Source organism: Rossellomorea sp. ABR4_012, from assembly GCF_056159545.1.
Map to the genome: position 1 here is coordinate 377366 of NZ_JBSWVK010000002.1, position 22618 is coordinate 399983.

The 22618-nt window shown below is 42.7% G+C and carries 24 protein-coding genes and 2 pseudogenes; 22 read left to right on the plus strand and 4 right to left on the minus strand.

Going from position 1 to position 22618, the window contains the following annotated elements:
- Positions 1 to 18: 18 nt before the first annotated feature.
- Entirely contained in the window at positions 19 to 1092 is a 1074-nt protein-coding gene (locus tag ACXAFV_RS11485) for an FAD-dependent oxidoreductase (protein WP_475126601.1), read from the minus strand.
- Between the two features lie 142 nt (positions 1093 to 1234).
- Between ACXAFV_RS11485 and ACXAFV_RS11490 the strand changes: the two genes are divergently transcribed.
- The 16 genes from ACXAFV_RS11490 (at position 1235) to ACXAFV_RS11565 (ending at position 13473) form a co-directional block, all read left to right on the plus strand.
- A complete protein-coding gene (locus ACXAFV_RS11490) occupies positions 1235 to 1906 on the plus strand; it encodes a TVP38/TMEM64 family protein (protein ID WP_475126602.1) in 672 nt (223 codons plus the stop codon).
- Positions 1899 to 2492: a CDP-alcohol phosphatidyltransferase family protein gene (locus ACXAFV_RS11495; protein ID WP_475126603.1), complete on the plus strand. Its 594-nt coding sequence runs from the start codon at positions 1899 to 1901 to the stop codon at positions 2490 to 2492. The genes ACXAFV_RS11490 and ACXAFV_RS11495 overlap by 8 nt, the downstream gene beginning before the upstream one ends.
- Entirely contained in the window at positions 2493 to 3917 is a 1425-nt protein-coding gene (locus ACXAFV_RS11500) for a dihydrolipoyl dehydrogenase family protein (RefSeq protein WP_475126604.1), read from the plus strand.
- A gap of 187 nt (positions 3918 to 4104) precedes the next feature.
- Positions 4105 to 4722 (plus strand): NUDIX hydrolase, encoded by a 618-nt coding sequence (locus ACXAFV_RS11505; RefSeq protein WP_475126605.1) that lies wholly within the window; start codon positions 4105 to 4107, stop codon positions 4720 to 4722.
- 99 nt (positions 4723 to 4821) lie between these two features.
- Positions 4822 to 5271 (plus strand): NUDIX hydrolase, encoded by a 450-nt coding sequence (locus ACXAFV_RS11510; protein ID WP_475126606.1) that lies wholly within the window; start codon positions 4822 to 4824, stop codon positions 5269 to 5271.
- 239 nt (positions 5272 to 5510) lie between these two features.
- Positions 5511 to 6029: an N-acetyltransferase family protein gene (locus tag ACXAFV_RS11515; RefSeq protein ID WP_475126608.1), complete on the plus strand. Its 519-nt coding sequence runs from the start codon at positions 5511 to 5513 to the stop codon at positions 6027 to 6029.
- A gap of 397 nt (positions 6030 to 6426) precedes the next feature.
- The gene (locus tag ACXAFV_RS11520; protein WP_475126609.1) at positions 6427 to 7569 is read left to right on the plus strand and encodes a serine hydrolase domain-containing protein; all 1143 of its coding nucleotides are present in this window, start codon (positions 6427 to 6429) and stop codon (positions 7567 to 7569) included.
- A gap of 175 nt (positions 7570 to 7744) precedes the next feature.
- Positions 7745 to 8203 (plus strand): DUF2306 domain-containing protein, encoded by a 459-nt coding sequence (locus ACXAFV_RS11525; RefSeq protein ID WP_475126610.1) that lies wholly within the window; start codon positions 7745 to 7747, stop codon positions 8201 to 8203.
- Between the two features lie 213 nt (positions 8204 to 8416).
- Positions 8417 to 8851 (plus strand): hypothetical protein, encoded by a 435-nt coding sequence (locus tag ACXAFV_RS11530; RefSeq protein ID WP_475126611.1) that lies wholly within the window; start codon positions 8417 to 8419, stop codon positions 8849 to 8851.
- A 39-nt stretch (positions 8852 to 8890) separates the two neighbouring features.
- Positions 8891 to 9592: a Type 1 glutamine amidotransferase-like domain-containing protein gene (locus ACXAFV_RS11535; RefSeq protein WP_475126935.1), complete on the plus strand. Its 702-nt coding sequence runs from the start codon at positions 8891 to 8893 to the stop codon at positions 9590 to 9592.
- Between the two features lie 67 nt (positions 9593 to 9659).
- Positions 9660 to 10082, plus strand: a complete 423-nt coding sequence (locus tag ACXAFV_RS11540; protein WP_475126612.1) for a GNAT family N-acetyltransferase — start codon at positions 9660 to 9662, stop codon at positions 10080 to 10082.
- A gap of 62 nt (positions 10083 to 10144) precedes the next feature.
- Positions 10145 to 10678, plus strand: coding sequence for a cysteine hydrolase family protein (locus ACXAFV_RS11545; protein ID WP_475126613.1), 534 nt, complete (start codon positions 10145 to 10147; stop codon positions 10676 to 10678).
- 340 nt (positions 10679 to 11018) lie between these two features.
- Complete coding sequence (locus ACXAFV_RS11550) at positions 11019 to 11234, plus strand: hypothetical protein (protein ID WP_475126615.1); 216 nt, start codon at positions 11019 to 11021, stop codon at positions 11232 to 11234.
- Between the two features lie 91 nt (positions 11235 to 11325).
- Positions 11326 to 11547, plus strand: coding sequence for a DUF3953 domain-containing protein (locus ACXAFV_RS11555; protein WP_475126616.1), 222 nt, complete (start codon positions 11326 to 11328; stop codon positions 11545 to 11547).
- A 105-nt stretch (positions 11548 to 11652) separates the two neighbouring features.
- Positions 11653 to 12444: a phosphotransferase gene (locus tag ACXAFV_RS11560; protein WP_475126618.1), complete on the plus strand. Its 792-nt coding sequence runs from the start codon at positions 11653 to 11655 to the stop codon at positions 12442 to 12444.
- 249 nt (positions 12445 to 12693) lie between these two features.
- Positions 12694 to 13473 (plus strand): alpha/beta fold hydrolase, encoded by a 780-nt coding sequence (locus tag ACXAFV_RS11565; RefSeq protein ID WP_475126620.1) that lies wholly within the window; start codon positions 12694 to 12696, stop codon positions 13471 to 13473.
- 121 nt (positions 13474 to 13594) lie between these two features.
- On the opposite strand, the gene ACXAFV_RS11570 is transcribed toward ACXAFV_RS11565, so the two are convergent.
- Positions 13595 to 14077, minus strand: a complete 483-nt coding sequence (locus ACXAFV_RS11570; protein WP_475126621.1) for an N-acetyltransferase family protein — start codon at positions 14075 to 14077, stop codon at positions 13595 to 13597.
- Between the two features lie 282 nt (positions 14078 to 14359).
- On the opposite strand from ACXAFV_RS11570, the pseudogene ACXAFV_RS11575 reads away from it, so the two are divergent.
- The 4 genes and pseudogenes from ACXAFV_RS11575 to ACXAFV_RS11590 form a co-directional block, all read left to right on the plus strand.
- Positions 14360 to 14470: pseudogene (locus tag ACXAFV_RS11575) on the plus strand (histidine phosphatase family protein); the annotation flags it as partial.
- Between the two features lie 270 nt (positions 14471 to 14740).
- A complete protein-coding gene (locus ACXAFV_RS11580; RefSeq protein WP_475126623.1) occupies positions 14741 to 15580 on the plus strand; it encodes a MerR family transcriptional regulator in 840 nt (279 codons plus the stop codon).
- A 60-nt stretch (positions 15581 to 15640) separates the two neighbouring features.
- Entirely contained in the window at positions 15641 to 16975 is a 1335-nt protein-coding gene (locus ACXAFV_RS11585; RefSeq protein ID WP_475126625.1) for an MATE family efflux transporter, read from the plus strand.
- 377 nt (positions 16976 to 17352) lie between these two features.
- Positions 17353 to 18384: a Rossmann-fold NAD(P)-binding domain-containing protein gene (locus ACXAFV_RS11590; RefSeq protein WP_475126626.1), complete on the plus strand. Its 1032-nt coding sequence runs from the start codon at positions 17353 to 17355 to the stop codon at positions 18382 to 18384.
- Positions 18385 to 18874: 490 nt separating this feature from the next.
- Here the strand turns inward: ACXAFV_RS11590 and ACXAFV_RS11595 are convergent, their stop codons facing one another.
- Positions 18875 to 19507 carry a LysE family translocator gene (locus ACXAFV_RS11595; protein ID WP_475126628.1) on the minus strand — a complete coding sequence of 211 codons (633 nt, stop codon included), beginning with the start codon at positions 19505 to 19507 and terminating at the stop codon, positions 18875 to 18877.
- A 223-nt stretch (positions 19508 to 19730) separates the two neighbouring features.
- On the opposite strand from ACXAFV_RS11595, the pseudogene ACXAFV_RS11600 reads away from it, so the two are divergent.
- Positions 19731 to 20212, plus strand: a pseudogene (locus ACXAFV_RS11600) (AraC family transcriptional regulator).
- A gap of 387 nt (positions 20213 to 20599) precedes the next feature.
- Here ACXAFV_RS11600 and ACXAFV_RS11605 read toward each other — a convergent pair.
- Entirely contained in the window at positions 20600 to 21025 is a 426-nt protein-coding gene (locus tag ACXAFV_RS11605) for an SRPBCC family protein (protein ID WP_475126629.1), read from the minus strand.
- A 284-nt stretch (positions 21026 to 21309) separates the two neighbouring features.
- Between ACXAFV_RS11605 and ACXAFV_RS11610 the strand changes: the two genes are divergently transcribed.
- Positions 21310 to 22563, plus strand: coding sequence for an ATP-binding protein (locus tag ACXAFV_RS11610; protein WP_475126630.1), 1254 nt, complete (start codon positions 21310 to 21312; stop codon positions 22561 to 22563).
- Positions 22564 to 22618: the final 55 nt, after the last annotated feature.

The following is a 22618-nucleotide window of genomic DNA, read 5'->3' on the forward strand; positions in this document are numbered from 1 at the left end:
TGGAGGCATCCCATTCTGTCAAGTATATTGGTTCATAAACCCTGTATCAATCTTATTCTTCATCTTCCAGGGAAGTCTTCCGTGGAGATGGAATGGACCGTATAGGAGCATCGCTTCTTTTCCGCCTGTTGATAAGATGGAAAGAAATCGTTTTTGCGGACTGAATGGTTTCCCCGGCAGTTGAACGAGCGCCTGCTTGATGTTGTTCCATAGGACGGGTCCCTGGCGAACGGCATATACGCCGTTTTTAGGCAGATCCGGATGGGAAGCAAGGGTGATGCAATCGCCTGCCCCGAACAGGGAGGGGTCACTCTTGCTTTGAAGGCTGTCGCTCACGAGAAGGTAGCCGCCACCCGTGGTTTCAAGGCCGCTTTCTTTGAAAAGGGGAAAAGCGGACGGACCGGTCAGAATCAAGGCACCGCTGTGCGGGATGGTGCCTGATGCAGTGTGGACAATCGCGTCTGTAACGTCCTTCACGGTTTCACCTGTCACTAGCCGGATCCCTTTTCTCTGGGCGATGGCTTCAAGCTGCTTCGAGGCCGCTTCGGATTCTCCCGCGATCAGTCTGGAAGAGCTGATCAAGGTGACATTCCCTTCTTGTTTCAGGCGTTTTTTTCGTGCCAGGATGGACATGCTCAACTCAGCGCCAGCCGCTCCGCCGCCGATAATGACGGGTGAAGGGGAGTCCCGTAAAGTCCGGATCGCTTCAGGGAATGCGTAATTCGGCTTCACTGTCTTGACAGAGGATCCAGACCATTCCGTATTCGTACTTGAACCGATATCGAAGGAGGCAAAATGATAGGATTGCTCCTTACCGCTTGAAAGCAGCAGCTTCTTCCTCCTGGCGTCGACTTTGATCACCGTATCCTCCATGAACCGTACACGTGAAGTCCGGCACAGCTCCCCGAGGTCGACCCGGATGTCATCTTCCCCGTATAGGCCTTCTGTATACCCTGAAAACATACCGGAATAATATTGATATCGAAAGGAAGAAATCAGGATGAATTCTGTGTCAGGCAGCTTTTCTTTACCAGCCTGCTTGATGCAGTGAAGGTGCGCATGGCCGCCTCCTACTAAAATGACTGTTTGCAAAACAAAACACCTCGCAATCATGTGGTTTCAGTATAAGGGTATAACGGTGTAAAAAATGTAAGTGACATTACAGAAAAGAACAGACGAGTGGGATATGATGAAGTCATCATTCAATTAACAGTTCGACTAAAGGAAGGATCATATGAAAAAGAACGCTATCAAATGGATAATCGTACTGGCTGTGATCGGACTCTTGGTGTATGTGAACAACGAATATGTACACCTGAATCCTGGGATGATCAGAGAGTGGATTTTATCATTCGGGTTGTTTGCCCCTGTGGTGTACATCGCTCTCTACACGATCAGGCCGCTGGTCCTGTTCCCGGCCTCCATTCTTTCATTGGCAGCAGGGCTGGCCTTCGGGGCATGGTGGGGGACGGTTTACACCGTCGTCGGTGCCACACTTGGCGCAATCGTGTCATTTGCCCTATCCCGCAAGGTCGGAACAGGACTCATCAAGAAGAAAACAAGCGGTCCGAAGATGATGAAGATCCGAGAACAGATGGAGGCAAGGGGTTTTCTCTATGTGCTGCTGCTGCGTCTCGTCCCGCTATTCAATTTTGATCTCATCAGCTATGCAGCAGGTATCTCCAACGTGAGATTCGTGCACTTTGTAGTGGGGACATTCATCGGGATCATCCCCGGTACATTCGCCTACAATTATCTCGGGTCCAGTATCGTTGGCAATAATCTTTGGGTGATTGTGACCGCCGTCCTTGTTTTTATCATCATTACAGTTATTCCACTCACCGTCAGTTCTAAACTAAGGGAGAAGCTCGGGCTTAAGAAGACAGGAGGGAAAGTGGATGCTTGATACTCATGCAAGGAAATATGTCCAGCCGGGTATCGAACGAACAGCAAGCTTGTTTTTGAAATTCGGTTTGACAGCCAATCAAGTTACGTTTCTATCTTTTATGATAGGGTTATCGTCCGGCCTCTTCTATTATGCCGGATTTCCGTTGATTGCGGTCATTGTTTTATGGGTCTCTGGCTATCTGGACGCAGTCGACGGCACGATGGCACGGAGGACAAAGCCGTCTGCTTTCGGAACCGTCATGGATGTCACATTCGACCGCCTGGTGGAAATCAGTGTCATACTCGGGATTGCCTTTGCTGTACCTGATGTGCAGTGGGCACTATTGCTGTTGAGTGTGTCCATTATTTTCTCCATGACGGTATTTCTTACGGTGGGCGCCGTTTCAGAAAGGAAGGGCATCAAGTCATTTTATTATCAAGCAGGACTTGCGGAGAGGACGGAAGGATTCCTTTTCCTGACCTTCATGATGATCCTGCCGGGAATCGTATTATGGACGACGCTCCTGTTCTTTGTGGTGGAAACCATCACAGGACTTCAACGCCTGCTCGAGGCAAAGAGGATTCTCGACAAGGAGGAGAGTTAGATGAAGAACTATGATGTCATCGTCATCGGAGGCGGTGCCGGGGGGCTGACCGTCGCGGCAGGTGCCGCTTCATTGGGCGGGAAGGTGGCCCTGATCGAAAAAAATGACCAGCTGGGTGGGGATTGCCTTCATTATGGATGCGTCCCTTCCAAAGCTCTGATAGAAGTCGCCAACGGAGTACACGAAGCCCATTCCCTGCAGTCATTTGGTCTCTCAGTCTCCGGGACGGTTGATATGGGGAAAGTCATGGGCAGGGTGAAGGAGTCGATCGCCGTCATTCAGGAACATGATGATGCCGGACGTTTTCGGAAGCTGGGTGTGGATGTCTACTTCGGCGGAGGGAGGTTTGAATCCCCTCATGAAGTGAGGGTGAATGATACCGACGTGCTTCATGGCAAAAAAATCGTGGTGTCCACAGGCTCAAGGCCGTTTGTCCCTGAAGTGGAAGGGCTAGCCGATGCAGGCTTCCTCACGAATGAGAGCATCTTCCAACTCGAGGAAATGCCGGCGAAGCTTGCGGTCATCGGCGGAGGCCCGGTCGGTCTCGAATTGGCCCAAGCAATGTCGAGGCTTGGCAGCGACGTCACCGTGGTTGAGAGGTCGGGAAAGATTTTATCTCATGAGGACCATGAAGTGAGCGAGGCGGTCATGAAGAAGCTTGGAACAGAACTGACCATCATGACGGAAGCGAGCCTGATGAAAGTGGAGAAAACAGAATATGGCAAGATGCTGACCATTGACAAGGGCGTCGACCCGCTCACTATGCATGCTGATGAGATTCTCATGGCTTCCGGAAGAATGCCGAACACCGATTCACTGAGCCTCGACCTTGCAGGAGTGAACACGGATGAAAGAGGCTACATCAAGGTGAACGAGCGATTGGAAACATCGGCTTCCCACATCTATGCGATAGGGGATGTGAATGGTACGCTGCCATTTACTCATGTCGCGGGCATGGAAGGGAAGCAGGTCGTCCAGAACGCCCTGCTCGGACTTCGAAGGAAAATCAGTTATGCTGACGTTCCTTGGGTAATCTATACGTCACCCGAAGTCTTCCACCTTGGTCTGACTGAGCATGAAGCGAGGGAGGAGCATAAGGACGTCAAGGTGTTCAAGGTGGCGTTGTCGGAAGTGGACCGGTTTGTGACGGACCACCAGACTGACGGCTTCGTCAAGGTGATTACAGATAAAAAAGGCGGAATCCTCGGAGCCCACGCAGTCGGGAAACATGCAGGCGACTGGATGCAGGAAATCGTCTTTGCCAAGCAGTTTAATAAAAAGATCGGAGCCATCTCGAACGTCATCCACCCGTATCCGAATCACAGTTCAGCTGTCCAGCAGGCCGCGGACAGCTACTGGCGGAAAACGCTATTCGAAGGACGCATCCAAAAAGTGATCGAAAGATATGTCCGTTGGAAGAACTAAAAGTGAAGATGGTGAAGGCCCGTCCCTCGTTACGGTAACGCTTTACCGTAACGAGGGACGGGCCTTTTGTGTTGTTACATTTCCCAGGTTGCTGTCCCGTGTTATGGTGGAGCTTTTTTAAGAAATTTCTTATATTTCAAAAATCATCAGGTAATATTTGGTACAATCATAGTAGAGGTGATGCTAAATGGAACCAAAATGGCTCGAATGGGCGAAACAGCTGCAATCCATTTCGCAGGCGGGATTGACGTATTCCAAGGATGTATATGACTTGGAACGATTTGAATTGATCCGGGAAATCAGCGTTGAGATGTTGTCACAGCAGACAAATATGGATACCACAAAGATTAGGGATTTGTTTGCAAATGAAACGGGATATGCAACACCTAAAGTGGATATCCGGGCTGTCGTATTCAAGGACAACAAACTATTGATGGTCAGGGAAAATACAGATGGTGGCTGGTCGCTGCCGGGCGGCTGGGGTGACATAGGTCTGACGCCGGGCGAAGTGACGGTCAAGGAAGTAAAAGAAGAATCGGGGTTTGATGTGAAGGCAGTCAAATTGTTGGGCGTGCTTGATAAGAAGTGCCATCCGCATCCGCCTTCACCTTACCATGTTTATAAAATGTTTATCCGGTGCGAAATCATCGGCGGGCAGGCGGAGGAAGGGATTGAAACGAGCGCAGTCGGATTCTTTTCGGAAGATGAATTGCCGCCGTTATCGGTTGAGAGGAATACGGAGTCGCAGATTCGGATGATGTTCAGGCATTTACATAACCCGGGGGAAGTTGTTTATTTTGATTAATTAACCTCTTTTTCTTGAGGAGTTTATTTTGTTTTCGGATTATTTATCAGGGGTTAACCACTAGATGTATTACTCCACATTCTAAAAGGGTGGTTACATATGGATTACGTAAAAGATCTGCGAAAAGCAGTAGGAAGCAGGCCGTTGATCTTAACCGGCTCCGTGGTCTTGATCATAAATGAATTCAACGAACTGCTCTTGCAGCACAGGACGGACGGCGGCTGGGGACTCCCCGGCGGCCTGATGGAACTGGGTGAAAGCCTGGAGGATACTGCGAGGAGAGAAGTAAAAGAAGAAACAGGACTTGAACTGGGGGAACTCAAGTTATTAGGCGTATTTTCAGGTCCTGATTACTATTTTAAAGTAGCGAATGGTGATGAATTGTATTCAGTCACTGCTGTTTATGTTTCAACAGATGTTAGAGGAAAGATTGTAGTGAATGAAGAAGAATCGGTCGATGTACAGTATTTTAACCTGAATGAATTGCCGGAAGGGTTAACGGATGAATATAGGAGTTATATCATTCCGTATATAAATCAGTTGAAATAGACTGGCCGTTCGATTAATAGAGCCAGAGGAGCCAGAGGGACAGGTAACTTGACCCGATATGGACAATGAGCCCCGGTCCTGCCTTTTTTGTTTGTTAGATGATTTTTGGCTGTGCCGGCATTTATGGGTTGATTATTTTATGCTTTGGTTTGCTTGGTGTTTTATTTGATATTTTTTACAAATTAAATGTGGGGTAAGTGATTAACAACACAAAATCTAAGTGTAAGGGAAGAGTCAATGTGATCAGAGAAATGGAACTTGAAGAGTTACCGATAGCTGCTCAAGTTTATCGAACATCTTTTATAGTCACGCATAAGGATTTTTTGCCGAATCGTTTTATAGCCACAATATCAGATCATAACGCGCAGAATAGATTAGAACGTATTTTTGCCAGTAAGGAACGCAGGCCCTTTTGTTATGTAGCAGTGATAAACAATAGGATCATTGGATTTGCAATCGGTTCATTCGCCATTAATCCACCGCCAGGATATAAAGGCGAACTTAAAATGCTTTATGTTTTGCCTGGGTATCATGGGAGAGGCATTGGAAAGCAGTTAGTGAAGTCAGTGGTTCGATATTTTGTATTGAACAATGTCCATTCAATGTTCGCTGGATCATTTAAAGAAAACGATTTAGCAAGAAAATTTTATGAAGGAATCAAGGGTGTGGAGGTAAGCGAGCAAATCGTTGATATTAATGGTGATCATTTCGTTACAGTTAATTATGGATGGTCCTCGATAGATACCTTGTTCCGCTAACGGGGAAAATGGGGCGGGACCTGTATTCGTTATGGTGAAAACTTGTAATGAATAGATTCACTGAAAGGAAGAGAGGAATTGCTTAAGAAAATTATTTCTAAAGGGGTTTTGATTTTACTTCTTTATGCAGTCTATAACTTTATTAAAACGACTATTGATTTAGTAAGTAACTTATACATAATGAACTACATCTATTTTTTCTTATCATTAGGAACCCTCATCTCTGCGTCCTTTCTATTCATAATTGAAAAGAATTCCCCTACAAAAGGGGCCTGACCTTACATGTGTTTCAGGAATAGGTTTGTGGAGTTAGGAACTAATGTGGGCCGGGGGACCTGTCCCCGTGGCTCCACGCGGCTCCTCTGGAATCGCGGTTTTATAGAGAAAGGAGACAAGTATGAACCAATCAACTGACACATTAGACTACATAACAGACTATATCAATCAGATAATGGATGAGCAGGAAGGAACCGGCTTGAGCGTTGCAATTGTGAAAGGGTCTGAGATCATCTATTCTAAAGGATTTGGTTACTCGCAGATTCAACCTGTGAACCAACCGATTGATGGGGATACATGGATGAGCATTCAAAGTATTTCAAAGAATTTTATGGCACTTTCGATCATGCAGCTTGTAGAAAAGAACCTGCTATCATTGGATGGTTCTGTCGTTCAATACCTTCCATATTTCAGAACGAAAAATAAACAACAAAGCGATACGATCACGATACGCCATCTATTATCACATACGGCTGGTTTCCCTTCAGACTTAGGGATTGCCAATATGACGGCGCCTAATGTAAGAGATATATTTTCCGATACACCTACTGAATTTCAAGAAGCACTAGACTATTACAATCTTACAGAAGAAGAGATTGGAAGTGTGAAATCCAGAGAAGATATCACGAAATGGTTTCAAAAAGTAGAGTTGGAGTATCCGGCAGGGAAAGGATGGAATTACTGCACAGATTCGTATGTGATCCTTGCCGATTTGTTCGAAAAAGTGACAGGATCAAAGTGGGAAACACATCTTGAAAAGGAAATCCTCAGCCCCTTGAATATGAATCGAACAACGAGTGATTCTACTATTGTTGAAGGAGATCCGAACAGCGCCCGGTATTATATGGGGAAGGATAAAACAGAAACACCCTTTCCAAAAAATTCATTATCAGCTCCGATTGGATATTTGTATTCAACAGCAAATGATTTAGGGAAATATTTAGCCTTTCACTTAAAAAAAGACTCACGTATATTACATTCAAATTTAATTGAAGAAATGCAGCATCCCATTCATCCTGTCAGTGAAGAATGGCAGTTCGGAAGTGAAGTCAGAAGTTACGGACTTGCATGGTTTACAGACATGTACAGAGGGTTCAGGGTCGTCGAGCATGGAGGCGGTCAAATGGCTGTAAGATCCCTGATGTCAATGGTCCCTGAACTGGATCTCGGAGTGGTAGTCCTGCTCAATTTTGACGGGACCACTCACCATGACATTTGCGATAAGATCATAGACGTTTTCATTGATTCCCAGAGTAAGAATTGAAAAGATTGAGGCCAGTCCCCCGGCACGGTGAAGCTTAACATGCCGGGGATCAGTCCATGATTTCGAGAATGAAGAAGATAACTTATCTATTATTTATGTAACAGGCAGTTATCTGGAGTGAGAAATTGATTCATTGGGGGAGATTTGTATAAAACTAATGCTGGGAATACACATTATGGCTGGAGTAATTTGTTTAATTAGTGGATTGTTTGCAATGTCTTTCAAGAAAAAGAAAGGAAAACACTCAAACTTTGGTCAAGTTTATCATAGTTCATATTTTGTGGTTTTTTTAACCGCTGTTATGATGGCAATCATTCATTGGAAAGAGAGTCAATACCTCTTTTATATCGCAATATTTTCTTATGGGCTTGCTTTAATTGGTTTTCTGGCTGTGAAAAATAAGAAGAAATCCATTAGATGGTTAACTTTACATATAGGTGGAATGCTGGGGTCATATATTGGAATTGTGACAGCTGTCTTGGTAGTGAATGTGCAGAACATACCTTTACTTAATGAGCTTCCGACCATATATTATTGGTTCATACCTACCATAATTGGTTCACCAATTATATTTCTTGTAGGTCAAAAATATAACCCTGCTAAGATTTCTCAAAAACAAACAAAGGCTACTTGAGTGATTTTGCAAGACCCTGATATTTTATAAGACATATACTGGTGATATTAGTTTCGAGAGGTTAGTAGCTTTTAATATAAGTGTATGTTACTTCATTACCAACGAGGTTTAACCTGCCGGTGGGTATCCCAAGTTTTTATTGATTTTACGTCATTTAACAGGGCCAAGGGACCTGTCCCCGTGGCTCATCAAGCAGTCAGGGAGGAATCTGTTATGAACGTGAAACCCATTGTCTGTATTCTTTTTATGTTTATCATGATCTTTTTATCAGCCTGCAGTGGAGAAAAGGAAGAAGCTGCATGGGAGGTATCCAATCCTTTTGAACATGAGGGCATAACGATGCACGGAACAGAAGGGGAATTCGGATTGGTTAAGGTAAACGGTGAGCCCGATGAACCACCGTTTCCAGCTGGGGAAGGGAGACATTACGAGCTCTATTTTTTTGATGATTCGACCGACCTGAATGGGAAGACATACGACATGACTGCGACCCATAAGGATACCGAAGAGACTGTATCCCTTTATGAATCGGTCATAGACAATAACAGGAGTGGTGCCAAATTTGTCCTCGGGAGAGAAGGACTCTGGAAGATTGATGTATCCGTGGATGAAGAGCGTCTAACCAGTTTTGTGGTAGAGGCAGAATGAGTACACACAATATCTAGATGAAAGGCTGTGAAGTAAGTGGTGAAACAACTCATTACATTAGGAGGCGGAGGGTTCTCCATGGAACCTGAGAACCCTTTGCTCGATCGGTATATTCTCAAGCAGTCCGGTAAGTCAAATCCGAAGATCTGCTTTATTCCTACGGCAAGTGGCGACTCTGATACATACATCACGAGATTTTATGACTTCTTTGAAAAAGAAGATTGCCAGCCTTCTCACTTGTCATTGTTCAAACCGCCGACAAGAGATATCGAGGGCTTTTTACTAGATAAAGATATTCTATATGTTGGCGGCGGGAATACGAAGAATCTACTGGTCTTATGGAAAGAATGGGGTCTGGATAGTATGTTGAAAAAGGCCTGGGAGCAGGGGATCGTGCTGGCGGGGATCAGTGCAGGTTCCATTTGCTGGTTTGAAGAGGGAGTGACGGATTCATACGGTGACGGGCTGGAACCGTTACCGTGCTTGGGTTTCATATCAGGAAGCAATTGTCCCCATTACGACGGGGAAGCGGAAAGGCGACCGGCCTATCACCGACTCATCGAATCCGGTAAAATTCAATCCGGTATTGCAGCAGATGACGGGGCGGCTGTCCATTACATTGATCGGGACATCCACAAGGTTGTCAGCTCAAGACCGAATGCGAAAGCGTACAAGGTCTATTTTAAAGAGATGGTCCAAGAGGCAGAGCTAGAGACGACCTTCCTGGGGGCTGAAGCATAAGGGACGGACCTTTGTTACAGGGGAACCATCCCGTGTTTGCAAATTTAAAAGAAAGCAGGAAATACACATGCATGAATTATCATTAAAGGACGGAACGACCTATACAATGAGAGAGTTTGAAGAAGCGGATTTTGAACAAGTGGATCAATTAAACGCAGAAGAAGGATGGAGCAATCTCGTTAAGAAAAAGGAAGATACGAAGAATGCATGGCTGCATTCAACGATTCGATTCCTCGTTTTCGATGGCGACACTCTCGTCGGATATATAAGGGGATTCACGGATGAGAACGTGACGACGTACATTTGCGAACTGCTTGTCAACAAGTGCTATCGCGGCCAGGGGATAGGGACAGAGTTGATTAAATTTGTGCATCATCTCTATCCTAAAACCAGGGTTGAATTACTGGGTTCGCAAACGTCGAAATCTTTTTATGAAGTGAATGGTTACAGGGCGTTTTATGGATTTAGGAAGACGATTGAGGAGTATTGAAGATTAGACGTCGAAGGGGCCTATCTGCGGGTTTAAGGATAAAAAAGGGGAGATTTAGCACAATGAGAAATGCCTTATTCATTATAGATGTACAGAAAGGTATGTTTCAAGAGGGGGCAGCCGTGTATGAGGGAGACAGGCTGATTTCAACCCTGAAAAAATTAATTGAGAAGGCTCATTCTTCCAAGGTCCCTGTCATTTACGTACAGCATAATGCCCCGGCAGGAAAACCGCTGGAAGCTGGGAAAGAAGGGTGGGAAATTCACCCGGCCATTCAACCCCGCCCGGAGGATACCATCATTCAAAAAGCAACTCCGGATTCGTTCTTGCATACGGAATTAGATAAAGAACTGAGTGAAAAGGGGATAAACCATATACATATTGCAGGAATCCAGACAGAAGCGTGTGTTGACACAACTTGCCGCAGTGCTTTCAGTAAGGGGTATAACGTTACGTTGATTTCAGATGCTCACAGTACCTGGGATTCAGAAAAACTTACGGCTCAACAGATCATCGACCACCATAATGGAGTGTTGAGGTGGTTTGCTGATGTTTATTCATCTGAAGAAATAGAATTTGAGCAGCCGGCAACTTAGAGAGGGTTTTCACATAATGATGGGGTGGGTTTTTTTCATTATCTGCTTACCGACATTTCTGGTCTATATGTTTATTCCTTTTTTATCTTAAGTAAAATCGCCTACTTGCCGCAATCAGAATGTAAGCCTGAATTTATTTTTACACCAAAAGATGTTCAGTATTGCAGTGATATTTATCCCATTGATGTCTTCTTAATCGCCTTGAAGACCAGTCCAATTTCGTATCTATGTTTGTTTACAGGGATGTACATCATCGGGTTCCTGGGTTATAAAATTTTCACAAAAATAAATGGCAAAAAATAAGGGGAATGGGACCGGGCGAATCGAAGGGGCTGCTGAATTGAAAAATACAAGATTAAGACTCATATGGATTATTCCTAATGTCTTCTGTTACTTAATGTTCGCAGGCTTTTCGACTTTTATAGCGGTAAATGTAGGAGGCTTGCGGGAGATTAATAGACTGAGTATATGGGTGTTTGCAATGATCATCCTTTTATTGGTGTCCATTTTCGGCAGTTATCGAATCTGGTCATGGATGAAGGAAGGGAAGATGTAGCGGAATGTTAAAACTACGAGTGAAGTATGATGCATGGATCTATTGCTGCAGAAGCATAGAACCATATCATGCTGACTGAGGAGATCAATCTATGTTGAAGGCATTAAGAATTATTTTTTCATCAATCGCACTTATCATGGCAACTTACAGCCTCATAACAGACAGTCATTGGCTGCTGCCTTATACGTTATTCTTATTAGGTGTAATGCTGCTGATCATGGGACTTGAAGAATTTCAAAAAGGAAAAATCGTTTATGGCTATCTTAGTGTTGGGGTTTCTTTGTTTTTGATGGTAGTGTTATTTTTTCTTTGAATGGGAGATCAGGGACTTTTCTCTAAAGAGGCAATTGAGTTTACACTGGACGGGGAAGGTAAGGATAGATTTGTAGTGAATAGTTCATTGGGGGGAGACATCTAAATGCCAAATAACAAAAAAGAAGAAAAGCTCACCGGAGGAAACGTCTCAGCCGTCTATCGATTGGAAGATACCGTCCGCAGGGAATTAAAACTGGAAAGTGCCAAGGTTCATAAGCTATTAAAGCATTTGGAAACGAAAGGCTTCAGTCATGCTCCTGCGTTTTTAGGAATCGATGAGAAAGGCAGAGAGATCTTATCTTATATTGATGGGGAAGCGGGCAACTATCCACTGAAGGAATACATGTGGGCTGATGAAGCGCTGGAGGAGATAGCAAAAATGCTTCGTCTTTATCATGACGCGGTCACCGATTTTCCAATCGAAGAAAGCTGGCAATCAATCGATAACACTCCCGAGCCGCATGAGGTACTGTGCCATAATGATTTTGCGATTTACAACATTATTTTCAATCATAAAAAGCCGGTGGGCATCATCGATTTCGATGTCGCTGGTCCAGGTCCGAGAATGTGGGACATTGCCTACACGCTTTACACATGTGTGCCGTTAAGCAGGCATCATCATTCTGAGGAGGGGGAGGAAGTCCTCTATCAATCTGACAAAGATGCCGAGCGGATCAAACGACGAGTGCAATTGTTCTTTGAAGCTTACGGCAGGGAGATGGAAGGGGATTTTGTAGCCATGGTTTTATTACGGTTGGAAGGACTGTGTAAAACGATGAAACGAAAAGCTGGAGAAGGCGATGCTGCTTTTCAAAAGATGATCGATGAAGGGCATGTTGAGCATTATGAGAAGGATATTGCGTTTGTTCGGGAGCATGGGGAAGAGTGGAAATGAATAGAAGGGCTGAGAACCAGAGATCTGATTCTCAGTTTTTTTATGTTCTTTGCAAGTTGAAAATCAGATGGGGCCGGGCCACCGCCACTGAAGTTTTACTGTGCAGGGACTCATGCCCTAATTTCGGTGCGCAGGCCATTATTATTTCCAATAGCCCCCACTATGGACCTCAACAGGGAAAAGTACTCATGTATACTTACCAAAATGAATATCTTATGTTGAAACCATATTAGACACGGAGGCGTAAGCATGGGATATTTTGTTACTGTAGAACCGGGAGTGGATTTATATGTTGAAGATATTAACCCGGGGGGAGATAAGACCATCGTGTTTTTGCATGGGTGGCCGTTAAGCCATAAACAGTTTGAATATCAGTTCAATGTACTTCCTGCTTTGGGCTACCGCTGTATTGGTATAGACTGGAGGGGCTTTGGTAAATCGGATAAACCAATGAGCGGCTATACGTTTAACAGACTTGCAGATGATATCCGCACCATAGTAGGTACCCTTCAATTAGACGATTTTACTCTCGCGGGTCACTCTACCGGCGGGGCTATCGCCATTCGTTACATGTCCCGTCACAACGGTTTTGGGGTTTCAAAGCTTGTTCTTATTGATGCGGCCGCTCCGACTGGATTTACACCAGAAACGGCTGATGAACTTCTTACGGGAACTTTAAATGACCGTCCAAAAATGATGCAGGGAGTGACAGATACCTTTTTCTTTCAATATATTACTAAACCATTCTCGGACTGGTTTTTACAAATGGGATTAGAAGCAGCCAGTTGGTCGACCGCAGCGATTATTATTACATTGAGGGATGAGAAGCTGCATGCTGATCTTCCAAAAATTAATGTACCTACTTTAATCATTCACGGCATACACGATAAAGTTATTCCTTTTGCACAGGCTCACGAGCTAAACCAGAACATTAGAAATTCCCAGCTTGTCCCGTTTCAATATAGTGGTCATGGACCATTCTGGGAAGAACGTGATAAATTTAACCAGCTGATTACACAATTTGTTTAGGTATAACCTTTGCAAAATGACAGGTCGCCAACTCCAGCGGGCTAATGTAAAAAAAGGAGTTGTCGAGGCGACAGCTCCTTTGCTTTTTAGGGAAGGTGGAGTGAGTGTGAGAATAAAGACATTAAAAGTTTCTTTTTTGTTTATTGAATTTAATAATATATCCATTAATAAATCCAGAGAATTCTTTCTCGACTATTTTCCAATTATTTTTCTTGTAAAATTCAATAGTACTTGCGTTGTCTTCAAAAGTCTCCAGTTTTATTGAGTCATGATTCTTAAATAATTCTTTTTCCACGTACTTAAGAAGAACTCCTCCAAGACCATAACCTTGATAATTATGCTTCACCATCATCAAATGCAATAAATCTTCTTTCAAAATGGCTAAACCTATAATAGCGTCTTCATATTCTGCAACAATCAAATTTTCGATATTCTCATCTATTTCTTTGGATGATTCTCCGCTTTCAATGTAGGCTCTCGTATTATCAGCACCCAAGAATGGTGTGTAATTTTTTATGATAACCTCTTCCGCAATACGTTTTATTTCTTCTGCATCTTCCTCTGTTGCTTTTCTATAAGTTACCTTTGATAAATCAAGATTCATGATGTTATCTCCTTTCTTTTAAAACAGGATTCCACCACCACTTTAAATAATATTCTAACCTAAAAAAGTACTATGTTAAAAGGAAGCATCAAGATAGTCCTTGTCAAGGTCATGAGCTATGTCATTATTATAGAAGGTTGGGGCCAGCCCCTCGGCATGTGGAGGGAGAAGCGGGCAACAATCCTTTGAATGCATACAAGTGGTGGGATGTGTGTAAAAGGAAATCGCGAAGATCTCCGGCTTTACCATGATGGAGATCCGAGGAGACATGTACATTGGTGTAGCACTTATGCCTTGAATTTTTTACATAGAACTTCAAAACCTGATATTTATCGAATGGAATTCAAAGAAAAGGAATTAGTGAATGTTCAACGGCTATGGGGTATAAATTGAGCGATCTGATGAGATATTGATTGTGTGAAAAGTGTACAAACTAAGGGGATTTTCGAGGGAGCGCGGGGACGTTTTTTTGTTACGGAAGCACACGAACCCCTCCCTTGCGTTTCCCAGTGGAGAAATACGAAAACTGGATTATTATTAACATAATGTTGACTTTTAATAAATTGTATCGCTTTTAAAGCAATTCCGATTATAAGGAAAAATGAATAAGAAAGGTATAATAGTAAAATAAATCATTGTGGAAATGAAAAAGGTGGTATTCGAATGAAGCAGCGGTTCCGCGTCGGAGAAGTGGCAAACCTATTCCAACTCTCACCCTCGACGCTTCGTTATTATGATGAGATCGGTCTTTTCCAACCTAAATATACAGATACGGACACCAGATACCGTTACTATAGCATTGAACAATTTGTAGTACTCGATACAATCATCTTCCTGAAGAAAAACGGATTTTCCATAAAGGATATCCAGCAGCAGCTAGAGGAGCGGACCCCTGAGAATACGAAAGGTCTGTTAGAACGTAAGCTTGGTGAAGTGGAAGAAGAAATGGAGAGATTGAAGAAGGTATCCGAAAAAATCAAAAACAAAATCGCGACGATCGAAGAGGGTCTATCTCTTCGCGCAAACCCTTCGTTGACGTATCGTTGGCTTCCGGAACGCGCAGTTTCTTATTTATATAATGATGCACCGATTGATTTGAAGAAAGAATCGAATGCTTTGTATTTAAAGGACCTAGAGGAGCTTTCATCAGCCGGAGTCGGTTACGACGGATTTTTCACTGGTGATTTTGGGACTATCGTCGAGACAGATAGTCTCTATAAGGAAGGTCCTGTAAAATATCGTGCTGTCTTTGAATTGCTTCATCATGAGAAGAAAGGTGTAGAGACATCATATTTGGATGCGGGAACGTACGCATGTTATCCACATCGTGGACCATATGAAACGATCAAATTCAGTTATTTTTCTGTCTTAAAACAGATTCAGCAAGGTGGCTATTGCATAAGCGGGGCTCCTATCGAAATTGCGATGCTCGATGAGTCGGTCATCCAGAGCGAAACAGCTTATGTGACTTGGATTCAAATTCCGGTGAATATTAAAGATTGACCTTCAAGTAGCTTGAACGTTTATACTTTCTCTTGTAAGAAGTTGCAGGAGGAATCACAAATGAATGGAACACATGAAGGTTTAATACATCAACCAGTAAAAAAAGTATTTTTTCAATATTTTTTTCCATCTTTATTAGGAATGATGCTCATGTCAGTGAACATCCTGATTGATGGAGTTTTTGTCGGTAACGGGGTTGGAGCAGAAGGGCTTGCGGGCATCAACCTTGCTATGCCGGTGTTCTCACTGATATTCTCGATCGCGCTGTGGATCGGTATCGGTGGGGGAACAATCTATTCGATTCATATCGGAGAGGAAGATATGGATAAGGCAAGAAGTGTTTTTTCACTGGCTGTTGTCAGTACATTGGTGATTTTGTTCACCATCGGAGTCATTGGTTATTTCAACGTAGAGATAATTGCGAATGTACTTGGAGCAAACGCCGACACTTTTTCCCATACCGTCGACTATTTGACGGTACTGTTCCTGCTCGGCTGGCTGATTTCTTTACAGCAGATGCTTAGCATTTTCGTGCGAAATGATGGCAGTCCGGTTTTATCGATGGTTGCCCTCGGCGTGACTGCAATTGTCAATATTGGGTTGAACTACTATATGATTTTTATCTTGGAGCTAGGTGTTTTTGGCGCTGGACTAGCCACCGTCCTCGCAAGCTTGGTCGGGTTACTCGTTCTCTTGCTCCACTTCTTAAAAAAGCATACCAATTTGCGGAAACTTTCCTTCCAATGGTCATGGAACACGCTCGGCAGCCTTTTCTCTGTTGGATTCCCAAGCTTCCTTGCAGAAGCAGGAACCCTTGTCTTCGTTGCCGGTTACAACTTGGCGATTGTCGGTTTGCTTGGTACGGAAGGAGTCGCCGCATTTTCGGTCATCAATTATTTGCACGGCTTCATGTTCTTATCGTTCTTTGGTATTGAGTCAGCACTGCAGCCGATGATCAGCTACTATCACGGCGCAAAAGAAAAAATGCGCATCAAAGAGAGTGTGATGATTGGTGAGAAGGCTGCATTCACACTAGGCGTAATTCTTCTTATCGTCGGGCTGGTTGCTGCTCCTTTGCTTGTTTCGTTCTTTGGACTGGAATCGGAAGAAGTTCGAAAGTTGGCAGTACAGGGGATTCGGTTGTTTTTCATCGGTTATCTTTTCCTTGGTTTTAATTTCGTTTATATGACTTATTTTCAGTCCATTGGTGAAATCCGTCCATCGATCATCATCATTCTATTAAGAAGTTTTGTTTTCATCTTGATTCTGCTATGGGGGCTGCCAAAACTCGCAGGCATCACTGGTGTCTGGCTTGCACTCCCGCTTGCAGAAATGATGGTTGCGCTGCTGCTCTTCTTTTTTACAAGAAAACATGTGGTAAAGCAATCTTTATGAACCAAGGTATGCTTCGGTATAAATGATGCTGTAGTAAGCCGATTCCAAATTCAAGTATTTAAGAATAGGGGCGATTGCTAAAAGAGCAGTCGCTACTTATTTTTGATCAAGATAAAGCCGAATCTTTAGCCTGGAGGGCGGAGAGTTGAGTTGGTTGAAAGCATCTGGACGGTTCACTTGCTTTGGAAGGAAAAGAAACGTCCCAATCTTTCTGATTTTTGTGATCGCGAGATAGTGGATAAAATTATTCAATAATAGGTACAATGTGTTCACAACATTCCCATCTTTTTTTCATACTTCAGTATCTTTTTAAGAAGGAAAAACGTTAAAGTTAATGAATGTATTTAATGCAGGCTATTCCAGAACGGGGGAAAAGTATGAAGGTTCTAATACTGGGAGGTACTCGTTTTTTAGGTAAAGCAATGGTGGAAGAAGGGTTGAATAGAGGGCATGACCTCACTATATTCAACCGCGGGAACAATAAAGAAGCGTTTCTTGGAGTGGAACAACTGTTCGGTGATAGAGATGGTGATGTATCACAGCTCAAAAACAGGAAATGGGATGTCGTCATGGACACATGTGGATTCGCTCCGCACCAAATAAACAAAATAGCGGCTGTCCTCGGAGATAGAGTCGAACATTATACGTACATTTCAAGCATCTCTGTTTATAAAGATTGGATTTCTCCCAATATCGCGGAAGACTATCATGTACAGTCCATGCCGCATGATCGATTGAAAGATGTTGAGGAAGGAAAAATCTCTCCTTATGAATATTATGGCGCATTGAAAGTGCTATGCGAAGCTGAAGCAGAGAAAAATTGGCCGGGGCGGGTGCTGCATATCAGGGCAGGTCAGCTTGTTGGACCCTTTGACTATACGGACAGGCTTCCTTATTGGGTTCAACGAGTCGCAGAAGGTGGAAATATAATGGCGCCGGGACGTCCGGATCGTCCCATTCAATTGATCGACGTTAAGGACATAGCAGCTTGGGTGTTCGATATGGCGGAGAAAAGAAAAGCTGGTTTGTTCAATACTACAGGTCCTGATTATGAATTGACGATGGAAGAGCTTTTGAATACATGTAAAGCAGCTACAAAAAGCAATGCCAGATTTGTATGGACAGGTGAAGAATTTGTGCTGGATCATAACATACAGCCATGGACGGAAATGCCACTATGGGTTCCTGAACACTTCCCGCTAGACGGAGAAACAGAACCATGGAAAGGCTCGTTTGACATCAGCATAGAAAAAGCTGTGGGCGCCGGACTTTCCTTCCGACCACTAGAAGATACTATTCATGATGTATATCAATGGGAGAAGGCGAGAGGAGGTACAGAACGAAAAGCGGGGATATCATTAGAAAGAGAGAATGAGATATTGAAGACTTGGTTCAAAAAAATGAGATAGGGGACGTGTGATAGGTTATTAGTTACGTTGGAAAATATATTCGTAGAACTTCAGGAGTGAACAAGTTTCTTAAAGCGTTAACTCATGTAAACACACTAGTTTATGAACCTAATCAACATCACCATAGCCTCAACCTGAACGGAAATTAAAGGATCCCGGATATGAGTTCTTTTTCCTTCCATGCAATCCAGGCAACCCGACGATCTGTCTGCAAGAATGACTGTTCCTGCTCATTAAAGTTAATCCTCCAGGAATGGGAAAAAACTTATCTCCATTTACACAACCAAGTTTAAATAATGATGAAACTTCATGTTATTCACACTTTTCATTTATAGAGTCCATAAAACGAGGGGGGAGAGTATTAGTGGTCAGGATGAGGATCTATTTTGACTGCAGGCGTTAGGGACCACGCAAGATCAGGCGAGATCGTTGAACAAAAATTACAAGGGTGATACATATTAGTCATGACTAATATGTATCACCCTTTATTTTAATTATGGGACTTTTCCAAAGCCAGTTTTATACCAAAACCGATCAGAATAGTACCTGTGATTCCTTCAATCATATTTTGTGCTTTAGGTTTTTTCATAAAAGCACTAATCTGATTTATTAAATAGACATAAAGTAAAAACCATATGGAGGTCAATACAGTATAAGTAATCCCCATTATCAGAAACGGTATAAAGCTATTGCTTCCAGCGTCCACAAATTGAGGCAAAAAGGTTAAGAAAAAGACAGCTACTTTAGGATTCAGGATATTGGTGAGAAACCCTTGTTTAAAACAAGATGTGTTTTTAAATTGTTTTTTTGTATTCATCTCAACGCTTGCCGCGTCTTCTTTTTTCCTCAAAGACCATAATGTTTTAAAACCCAAATAAATTAAGTAAACCGCACCGACATATTTGAAAACAGAAAATAAGAACGCGGATTTAACAATGATTGCTGAAAGTCCCAGTACAGCAGCGGAAGTATGGATAAGAAGGGCGCAGCAAGTACCTAACGCTGTTTTAAGACCGCCGCTTCTTCCAACAGTGAGAGTATTTTTTGTAGCAATAGCAGTATCGGGACCGGGTAAAATAATGAGAAAAATACACATAAGGACAAACAGATAAAAGTTTTCCATTTTAGTATCACCTTTCTGATTATAATAAGAGACTTCTAAATATGTGATTCTTACACCTTATTATAAATAAACCGTGTTATTAATTGAATCTTAAAATTATTTTTTTGTTACTCTTAAGCGTAACGATCTTCAGCAATAGGGATGGAAGGCTAAAGAAGGAATTAAACAATTTGTAGAGATATTTGTAATAATGAAATGATTTCCATTTTGGGAGAAGATGAAAATGAATATTACAATAAATACTTTACCTGAATATGAAGTAGCTTTTATTAGGCGTCTTGGAAGTTATTTCGAACGACAAGACCATTGGGGCAAATTGATTCATTGGGCATTTAAGAATGAAATTATTCCACCTCAGCAATCATTTATTGGAGTATCCCTGGATAATCCGGATTTAGTTAAAACCGATGATTGTCGGCACGATGCGTGCGTTACAATTCCTGAAGTTTTGATAAAGAGAAACATGATGAAATGCAATTCAAAAAGATAGAAGGCGGGCAGTATGCTTTGTATCCATTTAATGATACGCCCGATAAGTTGAATGTTGCTTATCAATATATGTTTGGACAATGGCTGCCAAAAAGTGATTACGATGCAGATGACACAAGATTTTCTCTTGAATTTAATCTGAATAATCCTGCTGAAGATCCTGAAGGGAAATGTAAGGTCGATTTATTTGTACCTGTTAAAAAGAGAATATCTTGAATTGGATATCTATGTGAAAGTTAGATAAAGTGTTTATGAAGGTCTGTAATTTAACAAACGGAGTTTAGTTTAACACGTATAGTGTTATTATAATTATTGTCAAAAAATGAGGTGAATGGGATGGTAAGACGGAAATGAATAGCCTCCTGAAATAGATGTGGTATTCATTTTAGGAGGCTATCTTACTATATAGGAGATGTATGAATAATGAAACAAAACAAATATGATGATGCAAATTTCTTTTCTGCTTATGAAAAAATGCCACGATCGGTCGAACCAAATAGTAATATTTAAAAATTTTGAAGACTGGGGCCTGACCTCGTTACGTTAAGGCTTTTCTGTCCCACGGGTCATCAGGCCCTGATTTTTGCAGAGAACGCCCCTGATCTAAGCAGCCGTCCCCTCTACATATCTCTTAAAACGATCCAGAATGGCCTGCCATCCCTGGCGCTGCATGTCAACCGGGTTCTCGGAGTCTGCATCAAACGTTTCTACGATTTCAGTTTCGTTACCTTGGCCTTTAAACGTGATGGTGGCGGTTCTGCCATCACTCATTGAATAGGCGATGACTTCGTTCACCTTGACCTCATCATACGTGCCTCCAAAATCGAAACCGAAGCTGCCATCTTTCGCTTCCATCCTGGAAAGGAATTTCCCGCCTATCCGTAAATCATTCTCGGCAATGGGTGTGTGCCAGTCATCGGAAGCTGCATTCCATTTTGTGATATGGTTTGGTTCTGTCCAGTATTCCCAAACCTTTTCTACCGGTGCTTGAACGGTCGTTTGTACTGTGATTTTTTCATAAGTTCCCATTTTACTAAACTTCCTTTCTCATAAGAAAATTGCTGTTGTTCAAATAGGTGCCTGACTCTATCTCTATTGTACATGGTTCCGAAATTAGGTACTACTGATTTCTGAACTACTTTTCCTACCAATCTTCTATGATTTAAAAAACAGGGCCTGACCCCTGGTACGTTAATGCTTCACCGTGCAGTGGACCGGGCCCTGATTTTAGATATGAAAAGGATATTCAAGAAAAATGTCGAAGAAGTAGATAGATGATAAAAATCCTGCTTTTGTCCTAAAGGAGATCTTGTATGTTAGAGACCATCCATCATTTAGTTTTACATGTGGTATTTATATTGTTTACGATCCTGCTGTTTCAGATGTTCACCAGTGAATCGGGATGGGGTACGAAACGATTCAACCTGAAGTTTCTTGTAATGAATATTGTGATATTAGGGTTTACCATGCTGTTCCCCGTTGTGTACTCAAGCGGTTATGTTTACGATTTCAAAGTGATTCCCATCATCATTGCATTTATCTATGGCGGCAGGAGAGTGGGATTTGCTGCGTTTTTCGCGATGCTTTCCATCGGCTTCGTCACCAATCATGTATTCCTCAACCTACTTGTAAATTATACGATCTATTGTCTGCTGCTCATCCCCATATCCAAATGGTATAGAAGGTTTAAATGGAAGAACAAAGTTCTCTTGATTTCCCTTTTCTATCTTTTCGTCCCGGTTACAAGATCCCTTTTTTTACTTTATAAAAATGAAACAGAGCAGCTCCCTTTAGTGGTAAGCTCCACAATGGTCATATGGATTACATTGGTACTGATCATCTATCTGATTGAAAATAGACTGGAACAAATACGGATGAAAAAAGAGCTGATAAAAGCTGAGAAATTTAATGTCGTCAGTCAGTTAGCGGCATCCGTCGCACATGAAATCCGAAATCCAATGACGACGGTAAGGGGATTCATGCAGCTCCTACAGGGTGATAGCTTATCGAAGGAACAGAAGAGCTTCATTAATATATCAATCCAGGAACTCGACCGCGCACAAGAAGTCATCAATCAATATCTTTCCCTCGCCAAGCCGCAAACCGATGAATATGAAGTGTTCAGTTTGACCGACGCCATTCATGAATCCATTGACGTGATGTCGTCTTATGCGGTCATGAACAGTATTGAAATCAAGAAAGACATTGAAGAGAACCTGAGAATCAAAGGATTGAGCTTTGAACTAAAGCAAGTATTGATCAACATTCTTAAAAATGGTATCGAAGCGGTAAAAGAAAACGGCGAAATAACAGTTTCAGCCACTGAACATAAAGATGGCCAGGCTATGATCACCATTAAAGATAATGGCGCCGGCATGCCTAAAGAACAACTCGAAACATTAGGCAGACCTTATTATTCGACAAAAGAGAAAGGGACGGGCCTTGGGCTGACGGTCTGCTATCAGATTGTCGAACGGATGAAGGGCGAGATCCTTGTGGATAGTGAGTTGGGTGTCGGGACGACTTTTACTATTTTGCTGCCTAAGGATAAAAGGAGGGCAGTCTAATGCCAAGTATTTCGGTGACTGACCCTTGAAACGGTGCTGTTTTAAAATTTTGTAG